Source organism: Variovorax sp. Root318D1, from assembly GCF_001424835.1.
In the GTDB taxonomy this organism is placed as follows: domain Bacteria; phylum Pseudomonadota; class Gammaproteobacteria; order Burkholderiales; family Burkholderiaceae_C; genus Variovorax.
Genome location: NZ_LMCQ01000025.1, coordinates 324,292 through 346,426 on the forward strand (window position 1 = coordinate 324,292; position 22,135 = coordinate 346,426).

Below are 22,135 nucleotides of genomic sequence, written 5' to 3' on the forward strand. Positions count from 1 at the left end.
GAAAAGGCCTTGAACGCGGCTGATCTTAGGACCCGCTCCCCTGCAACTCTTGCCATCACGTGCACGGGTATTGGTCTTCAAGTGCACCATCTTGGAGAGTGGTCGGTAGAAGACGAAAAGCGGCAGGTGCATATCGTTCCCGATAGCGAGAACCGCGCCATCTCCCTGGTGCTGTGGCTTTTCGCGCAGTGCAAATCGTCGTGCGGTTTCGTGCAAGTTCTCTCGTCACTGACTGGCTACGATCGATCGCACAAGAAGGAGAAGAATTTCCAGCGCATGGAAATTTGATCGATCAAAGAGACATCTCAATAAACAAGCGCAAGCGTTTACTCAAGATGAAGAAACTCTACAGGTGAAATATGAATGACATGACACTGAGCCGGAAGACGAGCGTCGCTTTTGCATCCATCCTGATGGTCTGGGGCTGCGAAGCACAAGCGGGAGATTTCGTTAATTTCCAGATGTTTGATACCAGCTTGTATCTTCAAGCTGGCAACAAGGTCGATCCCGAAAAAACAATCTCGCCGATCTTCGAAGCCTTTGGCGACTACAGCATTGGCGACATGTATGTCTACGCGATCTGGCAGAACGCGCTCGAATCGAGCCACCAGCAGGGCCCGTCGAGCACCTACTACTACAAGTTTGTGCCGCGCCTGAGCATAGGCAAGATATTCGGCACGGACCTGTCCTTCGGGCCATTGAAGGACATCAGTTTCGCCCAGTGGATTTCACGCACCAAGGGCTATGGCACCGAATACATGCCAGGCATCGGTCTTGACTGGGACGTGCCTGGTTTTACATGGCTGCGGACCATGTTCTATGCCGAACACAACCAGCCACTCGGCTGGAACGATCGACGAATTCACATCGACTACGGTTATCCGTTCAGCACGAGCTGGGGCAACTTTCGCATCGTGGGCACATTCGACCGCACCTTCGGAGGCAGTGGGCAAGCCGTGACAACCGACTTCAAGCCGGAACTTCACTACGACCTTGGACAGGCTTTGGGACAGAGGCCAGGTCATTTGTGGACGGGTGTCGTCATCGACATGGTCAAGAACAAATACAAGATCCAAAACACCGCATCTTTCAAAACCAATCAGGTGAGCTACGGCGCGCTCATTCGATACAGCTTCTTCTGAACATAGGTTCGCGTGCCAGTACGCGTGCGCAAAAGGAATCCGTCAATGAACGATCACCATCAGGCTTATTCCAGGACTTATCAGGGAGGAGTTTTGCTGTTATTCAGCTTGCTCTTCTTTCTGGTGACGGCCGCAACTTTCACGTCGCTCGGGGTGGTATTGCCGAGCATGATCAAGGAATTGCAATGGAGTTGGGCCGACGCCGGCCTGGGCTTTACTCTGCTCGGGCTGGCCTGCGGGCTGTCGAGCTACTTGCCGGCGTTCTTCATACGCAAGGTGGGCGTCAGGGCCACCTTGTTGCTGGGCACATTGATCCTGATGGCCGGCTTTGGCCGCTTGTACTCGGCCCACGGCATCGCCGCCTATTTCATCGGAACAACGCTCCTCGGAATCGGTTTCAGCTTCGTCGCCACGGTGCCCGGCACGCATGTGATCGGTCGGCTCTTCGAGAAGCAGTCGCTGGCGTTCGGCATCTATTTCACGCTGGGTGGCTTGGGCGGGGTCGTGGGGCCGTGGATCTACTTCTTGGCGGTGAATGTCTGGGGCAGTTGGCGGATGCATTGGGGCCTGTGCGGCGCGTTGCTCGCCGGTGCGGGACTGCTCACGTGTCTGGTGCTGCGTGAAGGCGAGAGGGAGAAGGCCCACGCGGCGGGTGTCGGTCAACGCATACAGGCCGCAAGCAGCAAGTCGATTTATCGAACCGCTGAGGTATGGAGTGCCCGCCAGGCGCTGCGCACTTGGCAGTTCTATGTCATTGCTGCGGCCTACACCTCTTTTCTGTTGTGCGGCATCACCGTCAACAGTTTTGCGGTGGCCCACCTGGGCGATCGGGGTTTCAGCCCTGAGATCGCCGCCAGCCTGCTCAGCGCGCAGGCGCTGATCAATGCCTTCTCGCGAGTCGGCGGCGGTGTGTTCGGTGAGTTCGTCGAGCCCAAGAAGCTGCTTGCCGGCAGCTTGGCGCTGATCATTGTCGGCGTGCTTGCACTCAGTGCCGGCAATTCCTGGCCCATGCTGATCCTGTTCACGGCCGGCATCGGTATCGGCTACGGCATGACCTTTCTGGCGACCAGCGTTCTGCTGTCGAACTACTTCGGTCGTGGCCCGTATCTGGAACTGTTCTCGGTGACGAATCTGATTTCGACGGTGGCCTGTATCTCGCCTTTTCTCGCGGGAGCAATCAAGGACCAGACCGGGAGCTTCAGCATGGCCTTTCTGATGATCGCCATCGTGCCCATTCTGGTGCTGCTGGCCACGCTGGCAATGCGCCCGCCCGGCCTCCCGCAGGGCTCCGCCTCTCCCCAACCAGCGACACGCTGATGTCCCGCATAGCTACAGAGAGCCAGACAGAAAAATGAGCAAATCAACCAAAGAGTTCGGCGTCTTCCTGCCCATTGCCAAAGGTGGGTGGATCATTTCCAAGACGACGCCACTGCTCGATGCCTCGTACCGCCAGAATCGCGAGGCCGCGATTCTGGCCGATGAAATTGGCATGGATTTCATCATGTCGATGGCAAAGTGGCGCGGCTTCGGGGGCGATACCGGCCACTGGGGCACGTCGCTGGAGTCCGTGACGATGATGGCCGGCATTGCCGAAGTCACCCATCGCGCCAAGATCATCGCCACCATGCATGCCGGCCTGCACAACCCGGCCGTCACCGCGAAGATGATTGCAACGCTCGATCAGATCAGCAACGGCCGCGCGGGCCTGAACATCGTCTCAGGTTCATTCAAGGATGAATTCATCCAAATGGGTGAATGGGATGCGTCGATGTCCCATGACCAGCGCTACGCCATGACCGAAGAGTGGACACGCATGGTCAAGCGCCTGTGGAGCGAGGAAAGTGTGAGCGAGAAGGGCGAGTTCTTCACGCTCGACGATTGCACGCTGCTGCCCAAGCCGGTGTCCAGCCCGCGGCCTTTTCTGGTGTGTGCCGGGCAATCGGAGCGTGGACTGCGCTTCAGCGTGCGACACACCGACGTCTGCTTCATCGGCGGCAAGGACGAAGCACAGACCCGCGAGATCAGCCTGCGCGCCAAGCGTCTGGCCAGCGAATGCGGGACCACGATCAAGACCTTCTGCATGTCCACGATCGTTTGCGCGCCGACCGACCAGGAGGCAGAAGAGCTGGCAGCGCAATACCGGGCCGGCCTGGACGTCGAGGCGGTGCGCGGCATGATGCGCAGCTTCGGCATCGAGGCCGACGGCCAGAGCAACGCGATGGTGGAGCGTGCGGGCAATGCCTTCATGACCCACACGGCAATCGGGAGTCCGGAGACCTGCCGGCGGCAACTTTCGGAATTGCTGCGCGACGCTGAACTGGACGGCGCAATGCTGATCTTTCCCGACTACGTCCGGGGCCTCGAGGTGTTCGGCGAACAGATACTGCCGCGCCTGCGCGCGGAGTTCTCATGAGCGCTGAAGAGCTGAAGGACTGGCTGGCCCCCGCGCGTACCGCCCTGTGCATCATTGACGCGCAAGTGGACTTCATCGGGCCGCAAGGCGCGATGGCGAAGCTGGGTGTCGATGTAGCTCCGCTGTCCGAGCCACTGGCCAGAATCGGCGCCTTGCTGGATCAGGCCAGGGCCAGCGGCGTCGCCGTTTACTTCATCGGCCTTGCCCAGTCGCCGGACGGGGGCGCGCCGAGTTGGCGCCAATGGATGCAGCGCAGCGGCAAGGACGTCGACGCAGCCAACAGCCTGTGCGTGGAGGGAACCGCCGGTGCCAGCTTCTACGGCGTGGCCCCGCGCGAAGGAGAGCGCGTGGTCTGGAAGCGGCGCTACAACGCTTTTCACGGCACCGATCTCGCGGAGCAACTGCGTGCTGCGTCCATCGACACGCTGGCGGTGTGCGGTTTCACCACCGAGTGCTGCGTGGACAGCACGGTGCGCGATGCCTTCCACAACGATTTTTCGGTGTTCGTGGCCAGTGACGCCTGCGGCGCCTACGCATCGGAGGTCCATCGACACAGCCTGGGCGTATTCGCCGAGAGCTTTGCCATCAACCTTGAATCGGATGCACTTGTCCAGGCCTGGAGCCATCACCATGCGTAGCATCAACAGCGGCGACCAACCGCCTGTCGAGGCGAGTTGCCCGGCACCCTACGTGGTGTCCGAGCAGGAGCACGCTGCGATCGAGGCAGCGATCGACGGCCGCGAGCTCACCGAGTTGGCACTGACCCTGGGCAATATCCCCAGCCGCTCGGGCCAGGAACTCCAGGCGGCCGAGTTCGTCCGCGACTGGCTTCAGACGGCGGGCTTCTCCACGCGCACCGTCGGCATCAACGCACAACGGCCCAACATCATTGGCGAGTACGGCGGACGCGGCGTTGGCGCAAACCTGCTGTTCACAGCCCATCTGGACACCGAGAGTCCGACCTTCGATCCCGATCTGGACCGCTACAAGTACCGCGACAGCAGCGTGCAGCGCCCGGAATGGACCCGATGCTGGCTGGAAGACAACCGCTTGCATGGGTTCCCCATCAGCAATGACCGGGGTCCGATGAGCTGCTTCATGATTGCGGCAAAAGCCTTGCGCAAGGCCGGCATCGATTTGGCCGGGCGTCTTTACCTGACGGCTTGCCCGGGAGAGATCGGGCCGGAGCCTGTCGAGGAACACCGCGGTATCGACAACTTGGGCAAGGACATCGGTGCCCACTACCTGTTTCATCATGGCGGAGTCGCTGCGGATTACGCCATCGCAGCCGAAGGGACCGATTTCGGGGTGACCTGGCAAGGCTGCGGGTATGCCTTGCTGCGCATTGATCTGCTGGGCGATGGTGCATTCACACCTGCTCTGGAGCACCCGGAAGACCTTCTGTTGCATCCCAACCCGATCTATCGCAGTGGCCGGTTGATCGAGGTCCTGCATGGCTGGGGCATTGCTTATGAGCGCGCCCATCGTTATGAGTCGGCGGGTGGCGTCTCGATACCGAAAGTGCAGATCGACGCCGTGCGCGCCGGCCTGCCGCATCAGTTCGGCGCGGGCAGCGAGGTGTTTTCGCTTTATCTGGAAGTCGGTCTGACGGCACGCCAGACGCTGGCGCCGGTCGTACGGGATCTTGAAGCCCTGCTGCGCGCATCGGGCATGGGCGAGTTCGCTGTGCAGCCTCTGGTGCTGCGTCATGGTTTCGAGGCCGAGCAGAAGGCTGTTGAGCCACTGGTGGCGGCGCTCCAGGATGCAACGCAGAAGGTATGCAAGCAGCCCCTGCGGAGGGCTCATCCGATCTATTCCAGCATGTGGCGAGACCACAATGTTTTCAATATGCAGCGCATCCCCGCGGTGACCTGCGGCATGCCTAGGGTGTTGCCGACGCCGGAAGACCTGGTGAAGAGCGCGCGCATTTATGCGATCACGGCTTTGGCCATTTGCGGGCGCGCGGGAGGCCCGGCGTGATGGCCGCGACGCTGCCAGGCGCAAGGGAGGCGGACGCCTTGCAGGACGAAAAACTCAAACTCTCGCAATGGAAACAGAGCATGGGCCAGTTTGCAACCGGCGTGGTCGTGATCACCGCCCGAGATGCATCTGGCAACGCCGTCGGCACGACGGTCAGCGCGTTTTCCAGCGTGTCCCTGCAGCCGAGATTGCTGCTGGCCTGCCTGGACCGGCAGAGCCGGACTCTGGCGGCGATTCGCCTAAGCGGCTGCTTTGCCGTCAACGTGCTCGCCGCCGGTGAAGCGGAGCTGGCATTCAACTTCGGGCGCAAGGGCAGCGATCAGTTCGCCGGTGTCTCGCACGTCTATGGAGTTCTGGGATGCCCATTGCTCGACCGCGTCTGCACGCGGGTCGAATGCCATCTGGAGGCGATCCATGCTGGCGGCGACCACGACATCTTGATCGGCCGGCCCGAGCAGGTGGAAGTGATGGCAGGCGGTGCACCGCTGGTCTATCACGCGGGGCGCTTCCTGCCCTGAGCTGAGGCCCTGACAGTCGAAGAACTGTCAGGCAGGATCTTGCCGACTGCGTTGCTTGGCTCTGTAGGCGCGGGGGCCAATGCCGTATTCCGACGTGAAAGACCGGCTGAAATAGGCCAGGTTGGTGAAGCCCCAGCGCATGCAGATCTCCGAAATCGATAGGCGGGCATTGAGCTGGCTCGACATGTCACGCCTGCACTTTTCCAGGCGCCTGCGCCGCAGGTACTGGCTGAAGCCCAGGCCCGCCTCGTTGAAGATCTTCTGAACGTAACGTCCCGAGGCGTGGCATTGCTCGGCCACCATCGCGAGATCGAGCTCGGGGTCGCCCAGGTGCAATTCGATACAGCGACAGATTTCCCGAAAATGCTCTGCATGGCCCGGGACGCGGAAGGTATTGATGGCCGCCTGTTCCGACAAGGCGTGGATCAGCAATTCGGTCAGTGCCAGTTCTACTGGATGAAAAGCGGTCGCATCAAGATTTCCGAGTTCTTGCGCCACGCCGGTAAGCAGGTTCGCTAGAAGCCGACTGACGCCAGACTGCCCGGACAAGGTGCCAGCACGGATGGACAGCGGATTGAGCAGCCGCTTGTAAAAGAGCGCGTGAGGTATTTCAAGGGTGAGCAGCAAGAAGTCGCTGCGCAACTCGAGCGCGACCTGATCGCCGCCGGTGGCACCGTAGAGGATTTCTCCCGTGCCAAGCCGTGCTTCGCGCTCGCCGATTTGCAGGTGCGCCTCCCCCGCGATGGCCAAGGCGAGCCACAGGCTTTCCGATTGCTGGGGACCCTGGCCCACGAGGCGCTGAGCCGACCCCGACAAGGTGACGAACTCGATGCCCTGGGGGGAGATGTTGTAAGTCACTTCACCGTGGAGGGGCTCACCGCCGGAGCGAGGGGAAACGGCGAGGTACACCTGCTGCAGCGCCTCCTGCCAGATCTCCGCGCACCGTTCTGCCGGATGCTCATCGGTGCGGACCTTCCAGCTATCCACAAACAGCTCCGGTGACGAGGGTGGCTGGCACAACGTGCTCAATCCTTGCGCAGACGATCAGAAAGGCTTGCCGCCCTTGACCCACAGGCGGTAGGCCTCGCGGATGTACTTCTTGTCGTCGAACAGCGTGCCGGTGTGCAGCGAGCAGCGGTTGTCCCAGACCAGCAGATCGCCCACCTGCCACTTGTGGCGATAGACGAACTGCGGCTGCGTTGCGTACTCGACCAGCGACTCGACCAGGTCGATGCCTGCAGGGTTGTCCATGCCGATCACGCCCTTCACGGTGCCGCTGCTGGGCCACAACGCCTTGCGGCCATTGGCCGGATGCGTGCGGATCAGCGGATGGACCACGTCGGGGTTCTCAGCCTTCAACTCGGGCGAGAGTTCGCGCTTGGCGTAGAGCCGCGTGGTCATCAGGTGCTCGTAGCTGTGATGCACCATCAGGCCATCGAGCGATTGGCGCCGGTCCTCGGGCAGTGCGTCGTAGGCGGCGCACATGTCCGCCAGCAGCGTGTCGCTACCCTCGGCCGGCACCTCGACGGCATAGAGCATCGTGCACATCACGGGCTGCTCCTTGTATGAGTAGTCGGTGTGCCAGCCCACGCCGTCGCGATGGCTGCCGATCGGCTTGCCATCGACCTCGCGGTTGGAGAGCATGTAGATTTCCGGGAAGCCCGGCATGGTGTGCTCCTTGATGGTGTGGCCCTCCGGCTCGCCGAAGCCGCGCGCGAAGGCCAACAGCTGTGCGGGTGTCAGCGATTGGCCGCGCAGCAGCACGGCGCCGTGCAGGTTGAAGGTGTTCACCACCTCCTGCAGGGTGTCGGGGTCGCCGGCGGAGATGTCGACGCCGATCACTTCGGCGCCATAGTTGTCCTTGAGTTTGCGGATGGAGAGAGCCTCAACGGTTTTCATGGAATTACTTTCTGGAATGGATTCAAAAAGGGGGCGCCGCATCGTCACGATGCCGCGGTGCGCAAGTCGCATGCCGGTGCACGCCGCCTTCAGAAGATGCAGAGCCACCAGTAGCGCAGTGGCATAAGAGGATCCAAGTGCATCCCGTGGGTTCTCAGAAGCTGTGCACCATGGCGGCGCGGTAGGTCGTCTGCGAGTTGTCGCTCGACGGGCCCATGTAGAAGCCGGCTCCCTGGGAGGCATCGACCTTCGACGACGCATGCAAGTAGGAGATCGAGCCGTAGACCGTGGTGCGCTTCGACAAGCTGTAGCGGACGCCGCCGGTGTATTGGTTCCACCTGTCGGCTTCCATCGTCACGTACTGGTAGCCGCCGACCAGTGCCCAGGGCCCTTCAAGAAAGTACATGCCGCCGATCTCGTAGACGTTCTGCGTGGTACTGCTCGGACCCTTGGTGAACTTGGTCGCCGTGGTGTTGGCCGCGAGCAGGAACTTGTCGAACTTGTAGCTGAAACCGATGCCCGCAATCTCCTGCTTGTCGACCTTGAAGCCGGCACTCGTAGTGGGATAGAGATCTATGACGGCGTTCGGGCTCGTGCCCGGTGCCGCTGTGGGCAGGCCCATGAATGAGTACACGCCGGTCTGGGCATAAGGGAACACGGTGGTGTCGTTCAGCCGCACGTAGGCCGCGCCGATGCTGAGTGGGCCGTTCTTGTAACCGCTGCCCAGGCTGAAGGCGCTTTTCTTGTTGAAGGAATCGATCTGCTCGCCGAACGCGAACATGCCGCCGAAAGTGAAGCCGCCAAAGCTCGGGCTTACATACTTCACCGAGTTGTCCATCTGCCTGCCGGAGATCCGGTCATAGTCGCCCTGATGGCCCGCATAGACGCTGGCAAAGCCACCGTAATTGAACTGGGTGAGATAGTCGCGCACGAAGTCGTACTGACGGCCCGCCGACAGCGTGCCGGCGCTGTCGCTCTGCAGCCCAACCCATGACTGTCGGCCAAAGGAGCGGCCGCCCTGAGCCAGCGTGCCATCGCGCAGGTTGAAGCCCATTTCCAAATTGAACAGGGCGCGCAGCCCACCGCCGAGATCTTCCGATCCGCGAAAACCAAGCCGGTTTCCATAGTTGATGCCGTCAGCGAACTTGGTTTGGCTATAGCCACCCTGATTGTCGATGTAGGTGATTCCTGCATCGATGACGCCATAGATGGAGACCGAACTCTGCGCCTGCGCCGACAAGGCCAGCACAGCGGTGGTGCCCAACAAATAGCGCTTGATCATCAGTATCCCCAGTGTTCCGAGATGAAGAACCATGCGTTTGTGGAAGAACGCATATCGAATCCGAGCCTTGAGGCTATTTCAGGGCACCGTTCCCTTCTTGTTCAAACACGTTCCAAAGCTTGTAGACATCCGCATCGCGCTTTCTGGGCTGGGTTTCCGTGCATTTGGGTTCAAGTTCGGCATGAAGCGGGCGGCCACCGAGGTTCAGATGCGCTGGTCGGTCGAAGGCTTTTCCCAGAGGTTCACGCCGCCGTCGATCAAGTGACGGTCGATGGCCACGAGTTCGGCCGGCGTGAAGTCCAGCCTCTCGAGCGCCTTCACGTTTTCGCGGATCTGCCTGGCGCTGCTTGCGCCGATGAGTACGGAGGTCATGCGCGGGTCGCGCAGGATCCATGCCACCGCCATCTGCGCGAGCGTTTGCCCGCGCTCCCGCGCCAGTTCGTTCAACATGCGCACCGATGCAAGATTGCGTTCGCTCAGGTGCGACGCCGGCAATGACTCGCCACCCGGCCGGTTGATGCGTGCATCGGCCGGGATGCCGTCGAGGTACTTGTCGGTGAGCAGGCCCTGCGCGAGCGGCGTGAAGGCGATGCAGCCGGCCGCCAGACCCTCGAGCGTGCCGATGAGCTCCGACTCGATCCATCGGTTGAGCATGTTGTACGCCGGCTGGTGAATGAGCAGCGGCACCTGGTGTTCCGCCAGAAGCCGCGCGAACTCGCGCGTCTTGCCGGCCGAATAGGACGAGATTCCGACATACAAAGCCTTGCCCTGGCGCACCGCGCTGGCATATGCAGCGGCGGTTTCCTCCAGCGGCGTATCGGCGTCAAAGCGGTGCGAGTAGAAGATGTCCACGTAGTCGAGCCCCATGCGGCCCAGCGACTGATCAAGGCTGGCGAGCACATGCTTGCGTGAGCCGCCGCCGCGCCCGTAGGGGCCTTGCCACATCCCCCAGCCAGCTTTGGTGGAAATCAGCAGTTCGTCGCGGTGTGCGCGGAAGTCCTCGCGCAGGTGGCGCCCGAAATTGCTTTCGGCACTGCCGAACGGCGGGCCGTAGTTGTTGGCCAGGTCGAGATGGGTGATGCCGAGATCGAAGGCCGTGCGCAGCATGTCGCGCTGATGCTCGAAGGGCGTGCTGTCACCAAAGTTGTGCCAGAGGCCCAGCGAAAGCACGGGCAGCTTGAGCCCGCTGCCGCCAGCGTGGCGGTAGTGCATGTGTTGATAGCGCTCGGGCGCTGCGGTGTAGGTCAAGGGGCGTTCTCCGGTCTGGAAGGGTCGCCACCTGCACGCGAGTCGCGAGACGGGCGGCTCCGACAGGGGCGACGGGCCAGGGGAGACTACGCAGATTGCCCGTGCACTTCTTGCTTCAGGGTGTCCGGGCTCTTGGCTGAGGCGGCGCAAGCGGCAGCCCGGTCCTCAGCCCCGATGGGCAGCTTCAGGCTCAGCTTATGCAGCGCACAGCAAGCAGCGCGAGCAAATACAAGAACACCATGAAGAAATTTCCCGGTAGCAGGTTGCGTTCCATGTGCGTTCTCCAGTGCGGTGGACAACCGGCGCCGCTTGTTGCCTGTCTTGGAGCACAGCGTTTCGCCGTGAAGTCACTGTAAAAATTGCACCGCATACGCGCATGAGCGCTACGCACCTTCTTCAGGGAGACAAATGTCCGCCCTCACTTGCTGCTCACGACAAAGCGTCTCCCAGATCGGCTCCGGCGACAAACCCTAGTGCTGGTTGTCCCCGCTCGGCAAATCGAAGCCGAGCGTGACGAACGCCACCTCCGCAGCCTGGCGCGGGTCCTGGTCAGCGTTCAACTGGTAGAGCGCAGCAATCAGCTTGTCCAGCCACTCGCGATCGACCGCACCGTCGAGACGGGCGTGCAGCGCACTGACGAACTCGTGGCGCCACGCTTCGGCAGGAGACAACGTGCTTCCGGCAACGACGATGGGCATGTCAGGTTTCCACATGCAACGAATGCTACTGTGACGGCAAACCGGCATCAATCGGTAAGTTCATTGCAGTCCCTCTGTGAACCGTTCCTGCCTCTGGAGGCTCTTTGTCATGGGAAGTCGTAGACGTGGCCGGACGATTGTCTCCGTGGAGAAAGTGCGCATTGCCCATGCGTCCATGCAGCGCAATTTCTACAGTGACTTCACGGCGAACGCCTTGTTCCGAGACGGGCAACAAGCGGCGCCCAACGAAGGAGCGACGCGAGCAAGCGCCCAATCTCGACAACAAACGCATCGAAGAGGTAACGGCCATGCCCCTGTTCTATCTGTTGAGCCTGCAGCACGTCACCTTGCCCAAGGTAGTGACGCGATCCGAAGACGTGCAACATGTGAGCGTGTTGAAAGCGACAGGTCTGATCGAGGCGGAGATCGCACCAGCATCAGATGCGGCCGGCAAGTACAACGCCGCCCGAACAGCCACCGTGACGCGCATCACCGAGGATGGCTTCGCGGAAATCAACAAGATGCTCAACGAACCTCGGCGAATGGGTAGGACGCAGCAAGTGGTCAGGAATCGAATACGGAGCTCTGCGTTGAGCTGAATGCAGGGTGAATCGATTCGATGGAGGACCCGAATCGAGCGCCTGGCCGGCACGCTCCCCGCCCAGCACTTCGGAGGCCAGGCGCTGGCGGCTGGCGGTGATCAGCGCGCGTCTACTAGAGTACGCGCATGTCCTTCTGCCCATGCGATCTCCTCGCCCGTTCCCTGGCCGTCAGCGCTCTCGCCTTCGGGCTCGCCGTGGAGGCCCATGCACAGCCGACGCCTTTGGACGATGGCGAAACGCTCCCCGCCATCACCGTGGATGCCAGGGGCCGTTCGGAAGCCGCCCAGCAAGTTCCGATCCCGCTGACTTCGATCGATGGCGAGGCCCTCGAGACGCAGCAAAGCTGGCGGCTCGAAGACCTGCAGCAATGGTTGCCGAGTACCAGCATCACCTTCGGCGATCCGCGGCAATCGGCCATCGCGGTGCGCGGCGTCGGCAGGAATCCATCGAACGACGGCCTCGAGGGCAGCACGGGCATCTACCTCGACAACGTCTACCTGGGCCGCGCGGGCATGGCGACATTCGACCTGCTCGACATCGAGCGCGTGGACCTGCTACGCGGGCCACAAGGCACGCTTTTCGGCAAGAACACGACCGCCGGCGTGCTGGCGTTGCACACGCGTCCGCCGAGCCGCGAGACCGAGCGCAGCCTGCAACTCTCGATCGGGCAGCGCGGCCTTGCGCAGGGGCAAGCCATCTTCTCGGGGGCCTTGTCGGAAGAGACGGCGGGCCGGCTGCTGGTGTACGGCACCCATGAACGCGGCAACATCGAGAACATCTACGATGGCGGCAGCGTCAACGGAGGCAATCGATCCGGCATTCGCGGCCAATGGCTGCTGCGCCGTGGCGACGCCTTCAGCCTGCGCCTGATCGCAGATGCACACCGCGAGCGCTCCACGTACGGCACCCGCGTCATCTACTCGCTGGGAAGCGGACCGGCGGCGGCCCGCGCACGGGCCGGCGGTGCCACCGGCATCGTCACCGACCCGCGGCGCTATGCGGTCAATACCGACGGCGTGGAGCGCGTCGATCTCGACCAGGGTGGTGTGTCGGCCGAAGCGAGCTGGAAGCTCGGGTCCGGCGCCACCGTCACGTCCATCACCGCCGGCCGCTCATGGAAGTTCGTGCCGACGGCCAATGACAACCTCAATATCCCCGTGCTGATTGACGGCGGCTCCCGCGTGCGCCAGCAGCAGTTTTCGCAGGAGCTGCGCTACGCGGGGCCCACGGGCGGTGCGGTCGACTATGTGGTGGGCGCGTTCTACATGCGCCAGCGCATGCGCAACGAGATATTCACCGTGTTCGGTCCGCGGGCGGACATCGTTCTGCAGGGAACGTCCTTGCCGGTGCTCGCCAACGCGAGCACCGTGAGCTTCGGCGCGCTCGACACGGAGAGCTTCGCGCTCTTCTCCCAGGCCACGTGGCACGCCACGTCCAGGCTCGACCTCACGGCCGGCCTGCGCATCACGCAGGAGCGCAAGGACGGGCGCACCCATCGCGGCGACTCGACCGGTGGTGCCGCTGCCACCGCGTTCCTGCGCAATCGTCCGATCGTGCTTGGTGCCTACGACACAGGCCCGCTGGCCATCCGAAAGACCAGCCCATCGGCGCTCCTGGGTGCGAGCTACCGGCTGGATGACGACATGATCGGCTACGCGAGCTTTTCGCACGGCGAGCGGTCGGGCGGGATCAATCTGGCGGGGCCGGGTGCCGCTCCCGGCCCGCTCGGTGCCTCGTCGCTGATCATCGGGCCCGAACGTGTCGACAGCCTGGACGTCGGCGTCAAGAGCAGCCTGTGGAATGATCGCCTGACACTTAACCTGAACGCCTTCTTGGCAGGCGTGCGCGGCTACCAGACGTCGATGTTCGTGCCCGCCGGCGCAGGCGCGGGCAACTACGTCGAGATCCTCACGAACGCGGGCGATCTCCGTAGCCGGGGACTGGAGCTGGATGCCACTGCGCGACCGGCGCGCGGGCTCACCGTGTGGGCCAACGCCGCCTTCAACGATGCACGCTATCGACGCTATGAGGACGCGCCTTGTCCGTCAGAACGCGCATTCGTGCCGCAGGGGCGCTGCAGCCTGACCGGACGGCAGGTTGCCGGGACGCCGCGCTGGACATTCAACGTGGGCGCCGAATACCGCAGGTCCGTGAGCCCCACCACCCAGCACTTCGTTTCAGCGGCGTACGCGTGGCGGTCCGCACAGGACGGCACGCTCGACGGGTCGGTCCACTCGCGCATCCCAGCCTATGGCCTGCTGAACCTCGCCACCGGTTGGAAGGTCGCACGGGGCAATGAAATCTGGAGCATTTCGCTTTGGTTGCGCAACGCGCTCGACAAGAAGTATTTCCCGACCGTGGCCGCCACCGCGAACGGTGCCTACGTGGCATCGGTCGGGACGCCGCGCACCCTGGGACTGACAGTCCGGCTGGACTACTGACCTGTTGGATTCTGCCGATCTCTGACCCCAGTACCTGCACGAACCTACTGCACGGACAGCCGGAAGGCATTGATGTGAGAACGCCTGTGTGAGGCGCTTTGCCCTTCCCAAGGCCGCAGTCGGTGCGCAGGCCGTGTTCCCGTTCCCGCATGCCGTGCGACGGGTCATGTGACTTGTTCGGGCGGCGCAGCTGGAAGCGCGAGGCGGAATGTCGACCCGCCGGTTCCTGTTTCGCGCAGTATCACGTCGCCGCCATGGCGCATCGCGATCTCGCGCGACAAATGAAGCCCCAGTCCGGTGCCGGCCACTGCGCTCGCCGTTTCGGCACGGAAATATTTCTCGAAGATGCGGGCCTTGTCGGCCATTGCGACTCCCGGTCCGCGGTCGATCACGTCGACCTGCACGATGTCGCCCGTGTGCCGCAGCACGACATGCACCGGTCGCTCCGGCGGCGAGTACTTCAATGCGTTCTGCATCAGGTTCTGCAGCGCGATCTCGAGCAGCGCTCGATCGCCGCGCACCTTCGGCAGGGGTTCGCGCACGTCGATGGACAGGCGCGAAGCGCCGGAAAAGTGGAAGCTCTCGCACAGGCGACGCGCGAGCGCCGCCATGTCAACGACTTCGAGGCGAAGCATCCGGTTCTCGGGCTGGAGGCGGTCGGCCAGCAGGATGTTCTCGATCAGCATGGTCAGGCGCTGCACGGCGCGCCGGATCCGCTCGGTGCGCTGCTTCACCACCGGCTCCCCGCCGAGCTTCGAGATGTCGAGCGATTGCGCCGCGCCGTCGATCACTGTCAAGGGCGTGCGGAACTCGTGCGACACCATCGAGACGAACTCGCGCTGCTGCACGATCGCCTGGCGCTCGACCTCGAGCGACTCACGCAGCCGGGCCTCCAGACGGGCGCGGGCCGCGATCTCCTCATGCAACGCGGCATTGGTCTGCTGCAGTTCGGCGGTGCGTCGCACGACGGTGCCTTCGAGCGCCTGTTCGGCTTCCAGCCGCACTGCGAGCACGCGCTCGCGCTCGGCGCGGTAGTCGCGCTCGGCGCGCCGTGTCCGGTCGGCCACGGCCACATTCAGCAGGACGAGGTGGCACATGGTGCCGAGCCAATAGATGCGGTCAGGCGGCACGCCGGGCATCCCGTCGCCGAGCCAGAGCTTCAACAGCCCGTAGAGCCCCAGCACCGTTCCCACCGCGAAGGCCGAGGCCGGAAGCAGGTATTGGAACTGGCGCCGCACGAAGAGCAGGTAGCAGACGAAGACCGCGCCGAACAGCGTGGACGCGGCGCTGCCCGCGCTCGCCCAGCTCGCCATGGCGGCGTGATGGCCGGCCAGGACCAGCACGAACGCAACGAAGTTGAACACCACGACCGCGTTGAAGAAATGTGCCGCGGGCGGCCAATGGCGCCGAAACTGGAAGATGCGCGACATGAACGCGGTACCCACCATGTTGAAGAAGCAATTGACGGCAAGCAGCGTTTGAGCCACGCGTTCGGGGCGAGCGTCGAGGAACCACTGCGCTGCGAACCCCTGGCGGTTGACCGACAGCGCCGCGATGCAGAGCACGTACAGCGCGTAATGGGCGTAGAGCCCGTCCCGCAGCCAAGCCCCGAAGATCAGGTTCATGCAGACGGCGAGCAGGGCGGCGCCGAGCAGCACGCCCGTGATGGTGTAGTCGGCCGTGCGGTCGCGCTCGAAGCCGACAGGCTGCCACAGGTCCAATTCGGCCCGCAGCGAGGGTCCGTCGTTGCGCACCCTCAGGAAATAGACAGCTGGCTCGGTCGAAATGTCGAGCGGGAACACGAAGTTGTGGTCGGGGATCTCGCGCGCCGCGAACGGGCGGGCGTCGCCGAGCGGCGTCTCGACGAATCCGCCGCGCCCGTCCGGCGCATACAAGGTGGCTTCGTGGATGCGCGGCGGTCGCACGCGCAGCAGCCATCGTGCGGGCGCGTCGACCGTGCGCGCGAGCGAGAAGCGCAGCCACACAGCGTCGCGGCTGAAGCCTTCCTCCACCGGTCCTTCGAGCGGCGCGAAGCCGCTCCGCTGCGCCCCGCGCGCGACATCGGCGATACGCCACCCGCCGGAGGGGTCGCGCAGGATCTCGAGGCCCCCGGAGAGTTGGATGCCGCGGCCGAGGCCATCGGAAGCCGACAGGACCACCGCGCGGGCCGGCATTGCAAAGCACCACAGCAGCAGGAACAGAAGAACAAGCAGGCGGCCCGGACCCGCCCGGGTGGTTTCGACGTCGAGGCGCATTGGGACGCGACTTTATACTTTCCGCGCCATGCCATCCCCGAGCCAGCGTACCGGTCTTCTCGTCCATGTGATCGAGGACGACGAAGACATCCGTGCAGAAACCGTCTTCGCACTCGGAGAACTCGGCTTCGACGCGCAGGGCTTCGGCGACGCCCCGTCGTTCTACAAGGCGTTCGCGGTCCAGCCCTGCGACATCGCGGTGGTGGACATCGGCTTGCCAGGCGAGAGCGGCCTCGCGGTCGTTTCACATCTGCGCGCAGTGCAGCGACGGCTCGGCCTGGTGCTGGTTACCGCGCGGGGCGAGCTCGAAGACCGGCTGCTGGGGCTGCGCGAAGGTGCAGACGCCTATCTGGTGAAGCCGGTGAACATGCTGGAATTGGCCGAGACGCTGAACGCCGTCGGTCGGCGGCTCACGGTCGCACCGCAGGGGAACGCAGCGACCTTGCCGCCCGCACCCGCCGCCTGGCGCTTGCTCGAGGGCGACTGGATCCTGGGCGACCCCGAAGGCCGGCAGATGGCCCTCACCACGAGCGAGCGCGCCTTCCTCGGCTGCCTTTTCGGGCAGCGCGGCACAGCGGCGAGCCGCGACGACCTGATCCGCGCGCTCGGTGGCGACGTGTTCGACTTCGACGAGCACCGCATCGATGCGATCGCCAGCCGGCTGCGGCGCAAGGCCGCGAATCTCGGCATGCGCCTGCCGCTGCATTCGGTGCGCGGCACAGGGTACGTGCTCGCGATCTGACGCTGCCGGGGCTGCCGAGCTCGCAGGGGCCAGGCACATGGTCAGGAATCGTCAGAAAAGGTCAGGAAGGGCGCATGAAACAAACGATCGGGGCTTGGACCATGCGGTACGCGCAACGCGCCGCATCTTCATGTCCTACTGGTTCCAATCTTCCAAGCCTGCGCACATCATGGTCATCGACGACAGCGTCGAGGAGCTCCAGGTGCTGCTTGCCGCGCTGCGTGGCGCCGGCCATCGCATCAGCCTTGACTTCGACGCGCTCGGAGGCTACCGCCGCGCCGGGGAGCTGCAGCCGGACTTGATCCTGCTTGACGCGCATTTGGGGGACACCAGCGGCTTCGAGGCGTGCCGGCTGCTGAAGGCGGACCACACTACCGCGCACATCCCGGTGATCTTTCTCACCGCCGGTGCGACGCTGGAGGAGCGGCTGACCGGTCTGCGAGAGGGCGGCGTCGACTACATCCTCAAGCCCTTCGAACCCGAAGAGGTGCTGGTCCGCATCTCGGTCCATCTCGCGCTCGCACGCCGCGGCGCGCAACCGCCCGACGGTGTCGCCGAGGCGCCCCGCAGGCCGCTGGAGTCCGAAGACGAAGCACCCCACGACCTGGACCGCGTGATCGCCAGGGCTGCGCAGCGGCTCATCGAGAGCGACCTTGCGAACATTCCACCGCTGCCGGCGCTCGCCGCACGCGTGGGCACGCACGAGAAGCGGCTGACGCGGGCGTTCCGTGCCCACACGGGGCGCACCGTGCTCGAGTTCGTGCGCGAGGAGCGGCTGTCGCGCGCGCAGCATCTGCTCGCCCAGACGCCGCTCAGCATCGAGGACGTGGCGCATGCGATCGGGTTCTCGGGTGCCGCGAACTTCACGACGGCGTTCAAGGAACGCTTCGGCAGCACGCCTGCGGCGTATCGGCAGCTGAGTCGCGACTGCACGTGCGGCGCCTGAAAAGCGGCGTTCCGCTCAGCAGCGCATGGTTGCGTTCGATGTGACGCCACGCCCCTCGGTGCGCAACTCCATCATCGGCCTGATCTGGCCCGTGTCCATAACACGCAATAGTACCTGTACAGACTCCCAGGCTGCAGGTCGATCTGCAGCTGCGGGATGCGATCGTAGCGGTGCCTAACATCCATCGGGTCGGACACGCCGGCCTGCGTGTGCGCCTGTGCGTCGTTGTCGGCAAGGCGAGCACCTCGCTGGCCGATAGGCGGGCCGTGGGGTCCTCCAGTACTTCGCCGGTCTGTTCGACGACAACGTCGCCCCCAGCTGAGCGCGCTCGCCTTGACCGCTTCCGCTGCGCTGGCAGCGCAGACCCCCAGGCACAGAGTCAAGCCCAGCAGCAAGCCGCTTGCCCGTCGGGGTGTGTGCGCAGCGGGTGCGTCACGCGTCGGGGGCGCGGCGGCCGGCGCCGGCCTGGCGGCAGGCGGACGGCGTGCAGTTGAAGTACTCGCGAAATGCCGTCGCAAAATTTGCGGCGCTCGAGAACCCCACCGCCGCGGCGATCTCCTCAATGCGCATGGCCGATTCGAGCAGCAGGCGGTGCGCCTCGTGCAGCCGTGCCTCGCGTACGAACTCGAAGACCGTGCGGTTCGCCAGTTCCTTGAACACGCGCGACAAGCGCTTCTCGTGCGTGCCCAGGCGCGCAGCCAGTTCGCGCAGCGGCAATACATGGCTCAGGTCGGCGAGGATCAGTCGCTCCGCCGCCTGCATGAGCATGCGGTCCATGCCCGGGCCTGGCGCGCCGTCACCGTTCGTCGCAGGGCGGTCGGGTGGGGACGCAGATTTCGTGGCAGGGGCAATGCGCGACCTGCGGCATTCGGCCAGTGCCAGATGAATTTCGACCCGGGCCATTACCTCGGCCGGATCGAAGGGCTTCACGATGTAGTCAACCGCGCCGGCCCGCAGGCCCGTCAAACGCTCTTCCAAGCTGGCCGACGAGGTCAGGAAGATCACCGGAATGTCCGCCGTGGCCGGGTCGGCCTTCAACAGGCGGCAGGCGGCGAACCCGTCGGTGCTGCCCAGACCCACGTCGAGCAGCACCAGGTCCATCTGCAGCGTCGTCGCGCGCCGATAGCCCTCCATCGCGTCGACAGCGAGGGTGATGCGGTAGCCGGCGCCCCGTAGCGTTTCCAGCAAGGGCTTGAGTTCGTCGGCGCCTTCGTCGACCACCAGAAGATGAACTCTCCGGGGCTCCGGAGGTGACCAATATGACATGGAAAGAACGGGCACGGCAGTGGGACCGCGCTCTCTGGGTGAAGGCTATGAAACCAAGAAATTAACTGGTAATCATTCTCACCATTGCCCGCCTGCGCCGGTTTTGCTCACCGGCGAATTAGCCACTCTATCTCGCAATTTGTGTGAAATATTCAACGTTTGGAGACCTTTGTAAACGATTGTCCGAAAAAGTAAACGCGGCGACCTCTTCGGCAAAAGCCCGGCTCGCCCCCCGCACCAAGAATCCCGCCTCGTGCAAGCGCAAGCCGCATGACCCCGGTCGGGTCTTGCTGGCGAGTCCTCGAGGGCCCCGGCACTCGAGATTTCCCAATGTGCGACCCAGGTTGTTCGTCTAAGACGAAGGCGCCCCGGGGTCTGGAGTCAAGAAGCAAGGACAAATCATGGAAGCTGTTTACAAGTCTGGTGGCGCATCCCGCAAAGCGGGGGCAGACACCCCTCTGGTTCTGGATCGCCCATCGATCGTCTCGCTGAAGATCGCGCCCGAGAGCGTGCTCAAGTTTGAGCGTCGCGGCGGCGACCTCGTGCTCGTGTTGCAGGGCGGCCAGGAAGTCGCCGTGCGCGGCTTCTTCGCCGAATACCCTGACGGCGGCCGCAACGACCTCGTGCTCGAAGACGGCGCAGGCGTGCAGTGGTGGGGCCAGTACACCGCGCCCTGGAAAGACTTCCACTTCACCGAAATCGAATGGAACGACGCCGGCGGCGCGCTACTGCCCGACGGTGTGCCTGGCTGGCTGCTGGGTGCGCTCGGCGTGCTGGGCGTCGGTGCCGCCGCGAGCGGTGGTGGTGGTGGCGGCGGCGGTGGCGGCCCGGCCTTCATCCCGCCGCTGCTCCCGCCGCAGAACCGCGGCCCCGAAGGCAAGGCCGAGCCCCTCGTCACCGAGCAGGACAAGCCCGTTTCCGGGCAAGTGCAGGCCACCGACCCGGACCGCGACACGCTGAACTACACCGTCGCCAAAGGCCCCGAGCACGGCACCGTCACCGTCGACCCGTCCACCGGCCAGTTCCTCTACACGCCCAATCCCGGCTATGAAGGTCCCGACAGCTTTGAAGTGACCGTCAGCGACGGCAGGGGCGGCACCACCACCGTGAAGGTGCCCGTGACCGTCTCGCCCGTCAACGACGCGCCCACGGCGCCCGACTACACCGAGACCACGAACGAAGACACGCCCGTGAGCGGCCGTGTGACCGGCAGCGACATGGATAGCGGCGACACGCTGACCTACACGAAGGGCAGCGATCCGTCGCATGGCACGGTGACGGTCAACCCGGACGGCACGTACACCTACACGCCCAACCCAGACTTCAACGGCACGGACAGCTTCACCGTCACGGTCAGCGACGGCCACGGTGGCACGACGACGAGCACCGTGACCGTGACCATCAACCCCGTCAACGACGCCCCCGTGTTCGTNCCTCTCGGGCAACGACAACGGCTACTTCGCCATCAATCCGGTCACGGGCGCGATCAGCCTCACGGCTGCAGGCGCTGCGGCGTTCGTGAACGACTACGAAGCAGGCGCCAACGCTCACTCGCTGGTGGTCGGCGCGAGCGACGGCACGGTCACGACGAACATCCCCGTCACGCTCAACGAGCAGAACGTCAACGAAGCGCCGACAGCGCCCGACGACACCAAGACCACGGACGAAGACACGCCGGTCAGCGGCCAGATCGTTGGCAGCGACGTCGATGGCGACACGCTCACCTACACCAAGGGCACCGACCCATCGCATGGCACGGTGACAGTCAACGCCGATGGCACCTACACCTATGTTCCCGGTGCCAACTTCAACGGCACCGACAGCTTCACCGTCACGGTGAGCGACGGCCACGGCGGCACGACCACCAGCACAGTGACCGTGACGATCGACCCCGTCAACGACGCCCCCGTGTTCGTCGACGGCGGTGGCACACCGGTGAACACGACGGACGGCTACGTCTTCGGCTACGACGAAAACCGCCCCGCAGGCACCGTGCTCGGCACCGTCCGCGCCACGGACGTCGACAGCGCGACCGGTGAACACGACGGACGGCTACGTCTTCGGCTACGACGAAAACCGCCCCGCAGGCACCGTGCTCGGCACCGTCCGCGCCACGGACGTCGACAGCGCGACCATCACCTACAGCATCCTCTCGGGCAACGACAACGGCTACTTCGCCATCAATCCGGTCACGGGCGCGATCAGCCTCACGGCTGCAGGCGCTGCGGCGTTCGTGAACGACTACGACGCCATCAATCCGGTCACGGGCGCGATCAGCCTCACGGCTGCAGGCGCTGCGGCGTTCGTGAACGACTACGAGGCAGGCGCCAACGGGCACGCGCTGGTGATCGGCGCGAACGACGGCACGGTCACGACGAACATCCCCGTCACGCTCAACGAGCAGAACGTCAACGACGCACCGACGGCGCCCGACGACAGCAAGACCACGGACGAAGACACGCCGGTCAGCGGCCAAATCATCGGAAGCGATGCTGATGGCGACACGCTGACCTACGTGAAGGGCAGTGACCCGGCCCACGGCACAGTGACGGTCAACGCCGACGGCACGTACACGTACACGCCCGGCGCCAACTTCAACGGCACAGACAGCTTCACCGTCACGGTCAGCGACGGCCACGGTGGCACGACGACGAGCACCGTGACCGTGACCATCAACCCCGTCAACGACGCCCCCGTGTTCGT

At 64.0% G+C, this 22,135-nt stretch carries 20 protein-coding genes and 1 pseudogene; 14 read left to right on the forward strand and 7 right to left on the reverse strand.

Annotated elements, in window-relative coordinates; all coding sequences use genetic code 11:
• The first annotated feature begins 9 nt into the window (after positions 1–9).
• The 7 genes from ASC78_RS26620 (at position 10) to ASC78_RS26650 (ending at position 6,053) form a co-directional block, all read left to right on the forward strand.
• On the forward strand, positions 10–288 hold the full coding sequence (locus tag ASC78_RS26620) for a hypothetical protein (protein WP_157634526.1): 279 nt from the start codon (positions 10–12) through the stop codon (positions 286–288).
• Between the two features lie 71 nt (positions 289–359).
• A complete protein-coding gene (locus tag ASC78_RS26625) occupies positions 360–1,142 on the forward strand; it encodes an outer membrane protein OmpK (RefSeq protein WP_055808409.1) in 783 nt (260 codons plus the stop codon).
• 45 nt (positions 1,143–1,187) lie between these two features.
• Positions 1,188–2,459 carry an MFS transporter gene (locus ASC78_RS26630; protein WP_055808411.1) on the forward strand — a complete coding sequence of 424 codons (1,272 nt, stop codon included), beginning with the start codon at positions 1,188–1,190 and terminating at the stop codon, positions 2,457–2,459.
• Between the two features lie 34 nt (positions 2,460–2,493).
• Complete coding sequence (locus ASC78_RS26635) at positions 2,494–3,555, forward strand: LLM class flavin-dependent oxidoreductase (protein WP_055808413.1); 1,062 nt, start codon at positions 2,494–2,496, stop codon at positions 3,553–3,555.
• Positions 3,552–4,193: a cysteine hydrolase family protein gene (locus ASC78_RS26640; protein WP_055808414.1), complete on the forward strand. Its 642-nt coding sequence runs from the start codon at positions 3,552–3,554 to the stop codon at positions 4,191–4,193. Before ASC78_RS26635 ends, ASC78_RS26640 begins: the two co-directional genes overlap by 4 nt.
• On the forward strand, positions 4,186–5,535 hold the full coding sequence (locus ASC78_RS26645; protein WP_055808416.1) for a hypothetical protein: 1,350 nt from the start codon (positions 4,186–4,188) through the stop codon (positions 5,533–5,535). The genes ASC78_RS26640 and ASC78_RS26645 overlap by 8 nt, the downstream gene beginning before the upstream one ends.
• The gene (locus ASC78_RS26650; protein WP_055808418.1) at positions 5,535–6,053 is read left to right on the forward strand and encodes a flavin reductase family protein; all 519 of its coding nucleotides are present in this window, start codon (positions 5,535–5,537) and stop codon (positions 6,051–6,053) included. The genes ASC78_RS26645 and ASC78_RS26650 overlap by 1 nt, the downstream gene beginning before the upstream one ends.
• A gap of 27 nt (positions 6,054–6,080) precedes the next feature.
• On the opposite strand, the gene ASC78_RS26655 is transcribed toward ASC78_RS26650, so the two are convergent.
• The 5 genes from ASC78_RS26655 to ASC78_RS26675 all read right to left on the reverse strand — a co-directional run bounded on the left by ASC78_RS26655 (position 6,081) and on the right by ASC78_RS26675 (position 11,195).
• On the reverse strand, positions 6,081–7,040 hold the full coding sequence (locus ASC78_RS26655; protein WP_162246117.1) for a helix-turn-helix domain-containing protein: 960 nt from the start codon (positions 7,038–7,040) through the stop codon (positions 6,081–6,083).
• A 57-nt stretch (positions 7,041–7,097) separates the two neighbouring features.
• Positions 7,098–7,952: a TauD/TfdA dioxygenase family protein gene (locus ASC78_RS26660; RefSeq protein ID WP_055808421.1), complete on the reverse strand. Its 855-nt coding sequence runs from the start codon at positions 7,950–7,952 to the stop codon at positions 7,098–7,100.
• 154 nt (positions 7,953–8,106) lie between these two features.
• On the reverse strand, positions 8,107–9,234 hold the full coding sequence (locus tag ASC78_RS26665) for a porin (protein WP_055808423.1): 1,128 nt from the start codon (positions 9,232–9,234) through the stop codon (positions 8,107–8,109).
• Between the two features lie 204 nt (positions 9,235–9,438).
• Positions 9,439–10,482: an L-glyceraldehyde 3-phosphate reductase gene (gene mgrA, locus ASC78_RS26670; RefSeq protein ID WP_055808424.1), complete on the reverse strand. Its 1,044-nt coding sequence runs from the start codon at positions 10,480–10,482 to the stop codon at positions 9,439–9,441.
• A gap of 470 nt (positions 10,483–10,952) precedes the next feature.
• Positions 10,953–11,195, reverse strand: a complete 243-nt coding sequence (locus ASC78_RS26675) for a hypothetical protein (protein WP_157634527.1) — start codon at positions 11,193–11,195, stop codon at positions 10,953–10,955.
• 293 nt (positions 11,196–11,488) lie between these two features.
• Here ASC78_RS26675 and ASC78_RS26680 point away from each other — a divergent pair, with 293 nt between their 5' ends.
• Both ASC78_RS26680 and ASC78_RS26685 read left to right on the forward strand, forming a co-directional pair.
• Complete coding sequence (locus tag ASC78_RS26680) at positions 11,489–11,779, forward strand: hypothetical protein (protein ID WP_055808428.1); 291 nt, start codon at positions 11,489–11,491, stop codon at positions 11,777–11,779.
• A 128-nt stretch (positions 11,780–11,907) separates the two neighbouring features.
• Positions 11,908–14,223, forward strand: a complete 2,316-nt coding sequence (locus ASC78_RS26685; protein WP_055808430.1) for a TonB-dependent receptor — start codon at positions 11,908–11,910, stop codon at positions 14,221–14,223.
• A 164-nt stretch (positions 14,224–14,387) separates the two neighbouring features.
• On the opposite strand, the gene ASC78_RS26690 is transcribed toward ASC78_RS26685, so the two are convergent.
• Positions 14,388–16,478, reverse strand: a complete 2,091-nt coding sequence (locus ASC78_RS26690; protein ID WP_055808433.1) for a sensor histidine kinase — start codon at positions 16,476–16,478, stop codon at positions 14,388–14,390.
• Positions 16,479–16,506: 28 nt separating this feature from the next.
• Between ASC78_RS26690 and ASC78_RS26695 the strand changes: the two genes are divergently transcribed.
• Positions 16,507–17,220, forward strand: coding sequence for a response regulator transcription factor (locus ASC78_RS26695; RefSeq protein ID WP_055808435.1), 714 nt, complete (start codon positions 16,507–16,509; stop codon positions 17,218–17,220).
• Between the two features lie 130 nt (positions 17,221–17,350).
• Complete coding sequence (locus ASC78_RS26700; protein ID WP_055808497.1) at positions 17,351–18,166, forward strand: response regulator transcription factor; 816 nt, start codon at positions 17,351–17,353, stop codon at positions 18,164–18,166.
• Between the two features lie 432 nt (positions 18,167–18,598).
• On the opposite strand, the gene ASC78_RS26705 is transcribed toward ASC78_RS26700, so the two are convergent.
• Entirely contained in the window at positions 18,599–19,432 is an 834-nt protein-coding gene (locus ASC78_RS26705) for a response regulator transcription factor (protein WP_055808437.1), read from the reverse strand.
• Between the two features lie 401 nt (positions 19,433–19,833).
• Between ASC78_RS26705 and ASC78_RS28420 the strand changes: the two genes are divergently transcribed.
• The 3 genes and pseudogenes from ASC78_RS28420 to ASC78_RS26715 form a co-directional block, all read left to right on the forward strand.
• The coding region (locus ASC78_RS28420) for an Ig-like domain-containing protein (RefSeq protein ID WP_443082746.1) at positions 19,834–20,864 on the forward strand (1,031 nt) is incomplete at its 3' end.
• 125 nt (positions 20,865–20,989) lie between these two features.
• Positions 20,990–21,286 (forward strand): annotated as a pseudogene (locus ASC78_RS28425) (Ig-like domain-containing protein); the annotation flags it as partial.
• 181 nt (positions 21,287–21,467) lie between these two features.
• Positions 21,468–22,135, forward strand: a 668-nt coding sequence (locus tag ASC78_RS26715) for a tandem-95 repeat protein (RefSeq protein ID WP_157634528.1), incomplete at its 3' end; no start/stop codon positions are given.

Bases quoted from the DNA above. Each gene is read 5' to 3' on its own strand.
- ASC78_RS26625 (WP_055808409.1), top strand. From the start codon at position 360: ATGAATGACATGACACTGAGCCGGAAGACGAGCGTCGCTTTTGCATCC.
- ASC78_RS26630 (WP_055808411.1), top strand. From the start codon at position 1,188: ATGAACGATCACCATCAGGCTTATTCCAGGACTTATCAGGGAGGAGTT.
- ASC78_RS26635 (WP_055808413.1), top strand. From the start codon at position 2,494: ATGAGCAAATCAACCAAAGAGTTCGGCGTCTTCCTGCCCATTGCCAAA.
- ASC78_RS26640 (WP_055808414.1), top strand. From the start codon at position 3,552: ATGAGCGCTGAAGAGCTGAAGGACTGGCTGGCCCCCGCGCGTACCGCC.
- ASC78_RS26645 (WP_055808416.1), top strand. From the start codon at position 4,186: ATGCGTAGCATCAACAGCGGCGACCAACCGCCTGTCGAGGCGAGTTGC.
- ASC78_RS26650 (WP_055808418.1), top strand. From the start codon at position 5,535: ATGGCCGCGACGCTGCCAGGCGCAAGGGAGGCGGACGCCTTGCAGGAC.
- ASC78_RS26660 (WP_055808421.1), bottom strand. From the start codon at position 7,952: ATGAAAACCGTTGAGGCTCTCTCCATCCGCAAACTCAAGGACAACTAT.
- ASC78_RS26665 (WP_055808423.1), bottom strand. From the start codon at position 9,234: ATGATCAAGCGCTATTTGTTGGGCACCACCGCTGTGCTGGCCTTGTCG.
- ASC78_RS26675 (WP_157634527.1), bottom strand. From the start codon at position 11,195: ATGTGGAAACCTGACATGCCCATCGTCGTTGCCGGAAGCACGTTGTCT.
- ASC78_RS26680 (WP_055808428.1), top strand. From the start codon at position 11,489: ATGCCCCTGTTCTATCTGTTGAGCCTGCAGCACGTCACCTTGCCCAAG.
- ASC78_RS26685 (WP_055808430.1), top strand. From the start codon at position 11,908: ATGTCCTTCTGCCCATGCGATCTCCTCGCCCGTTCCCTGGCCGTCAGC.
- ASC78_RS26690 (WP_055808433.1), bottom strand. From the start codon at position 16,478: ATGCGCCTCGACGTCGAAACCACCCGGGCGGGTCCGGGCCGCCTGCTT.
- ASC78_RS26695 (WP_055808435.1), top strand. From the start codon at position 16,507: ATGCCATCCCCGAGCCAGCGTACCGGTCTTCTCGTCCATGTGATCGAG.
- ASC78_RS26700 (WP_055808497.1), top strand. From the start codon at position 17,351: ATGTCCTACTGGTTCCAATCTTCCAAGCCTGCGCACATCATGGTCATC.
- ASC78_RS26705 (WP_055808437.1), bottom strand. From the start codon at position 19,432: ATGTCATATTGGTCACCTCCGGAGCCCCGGAGAGTTCATCTTCTGGTG.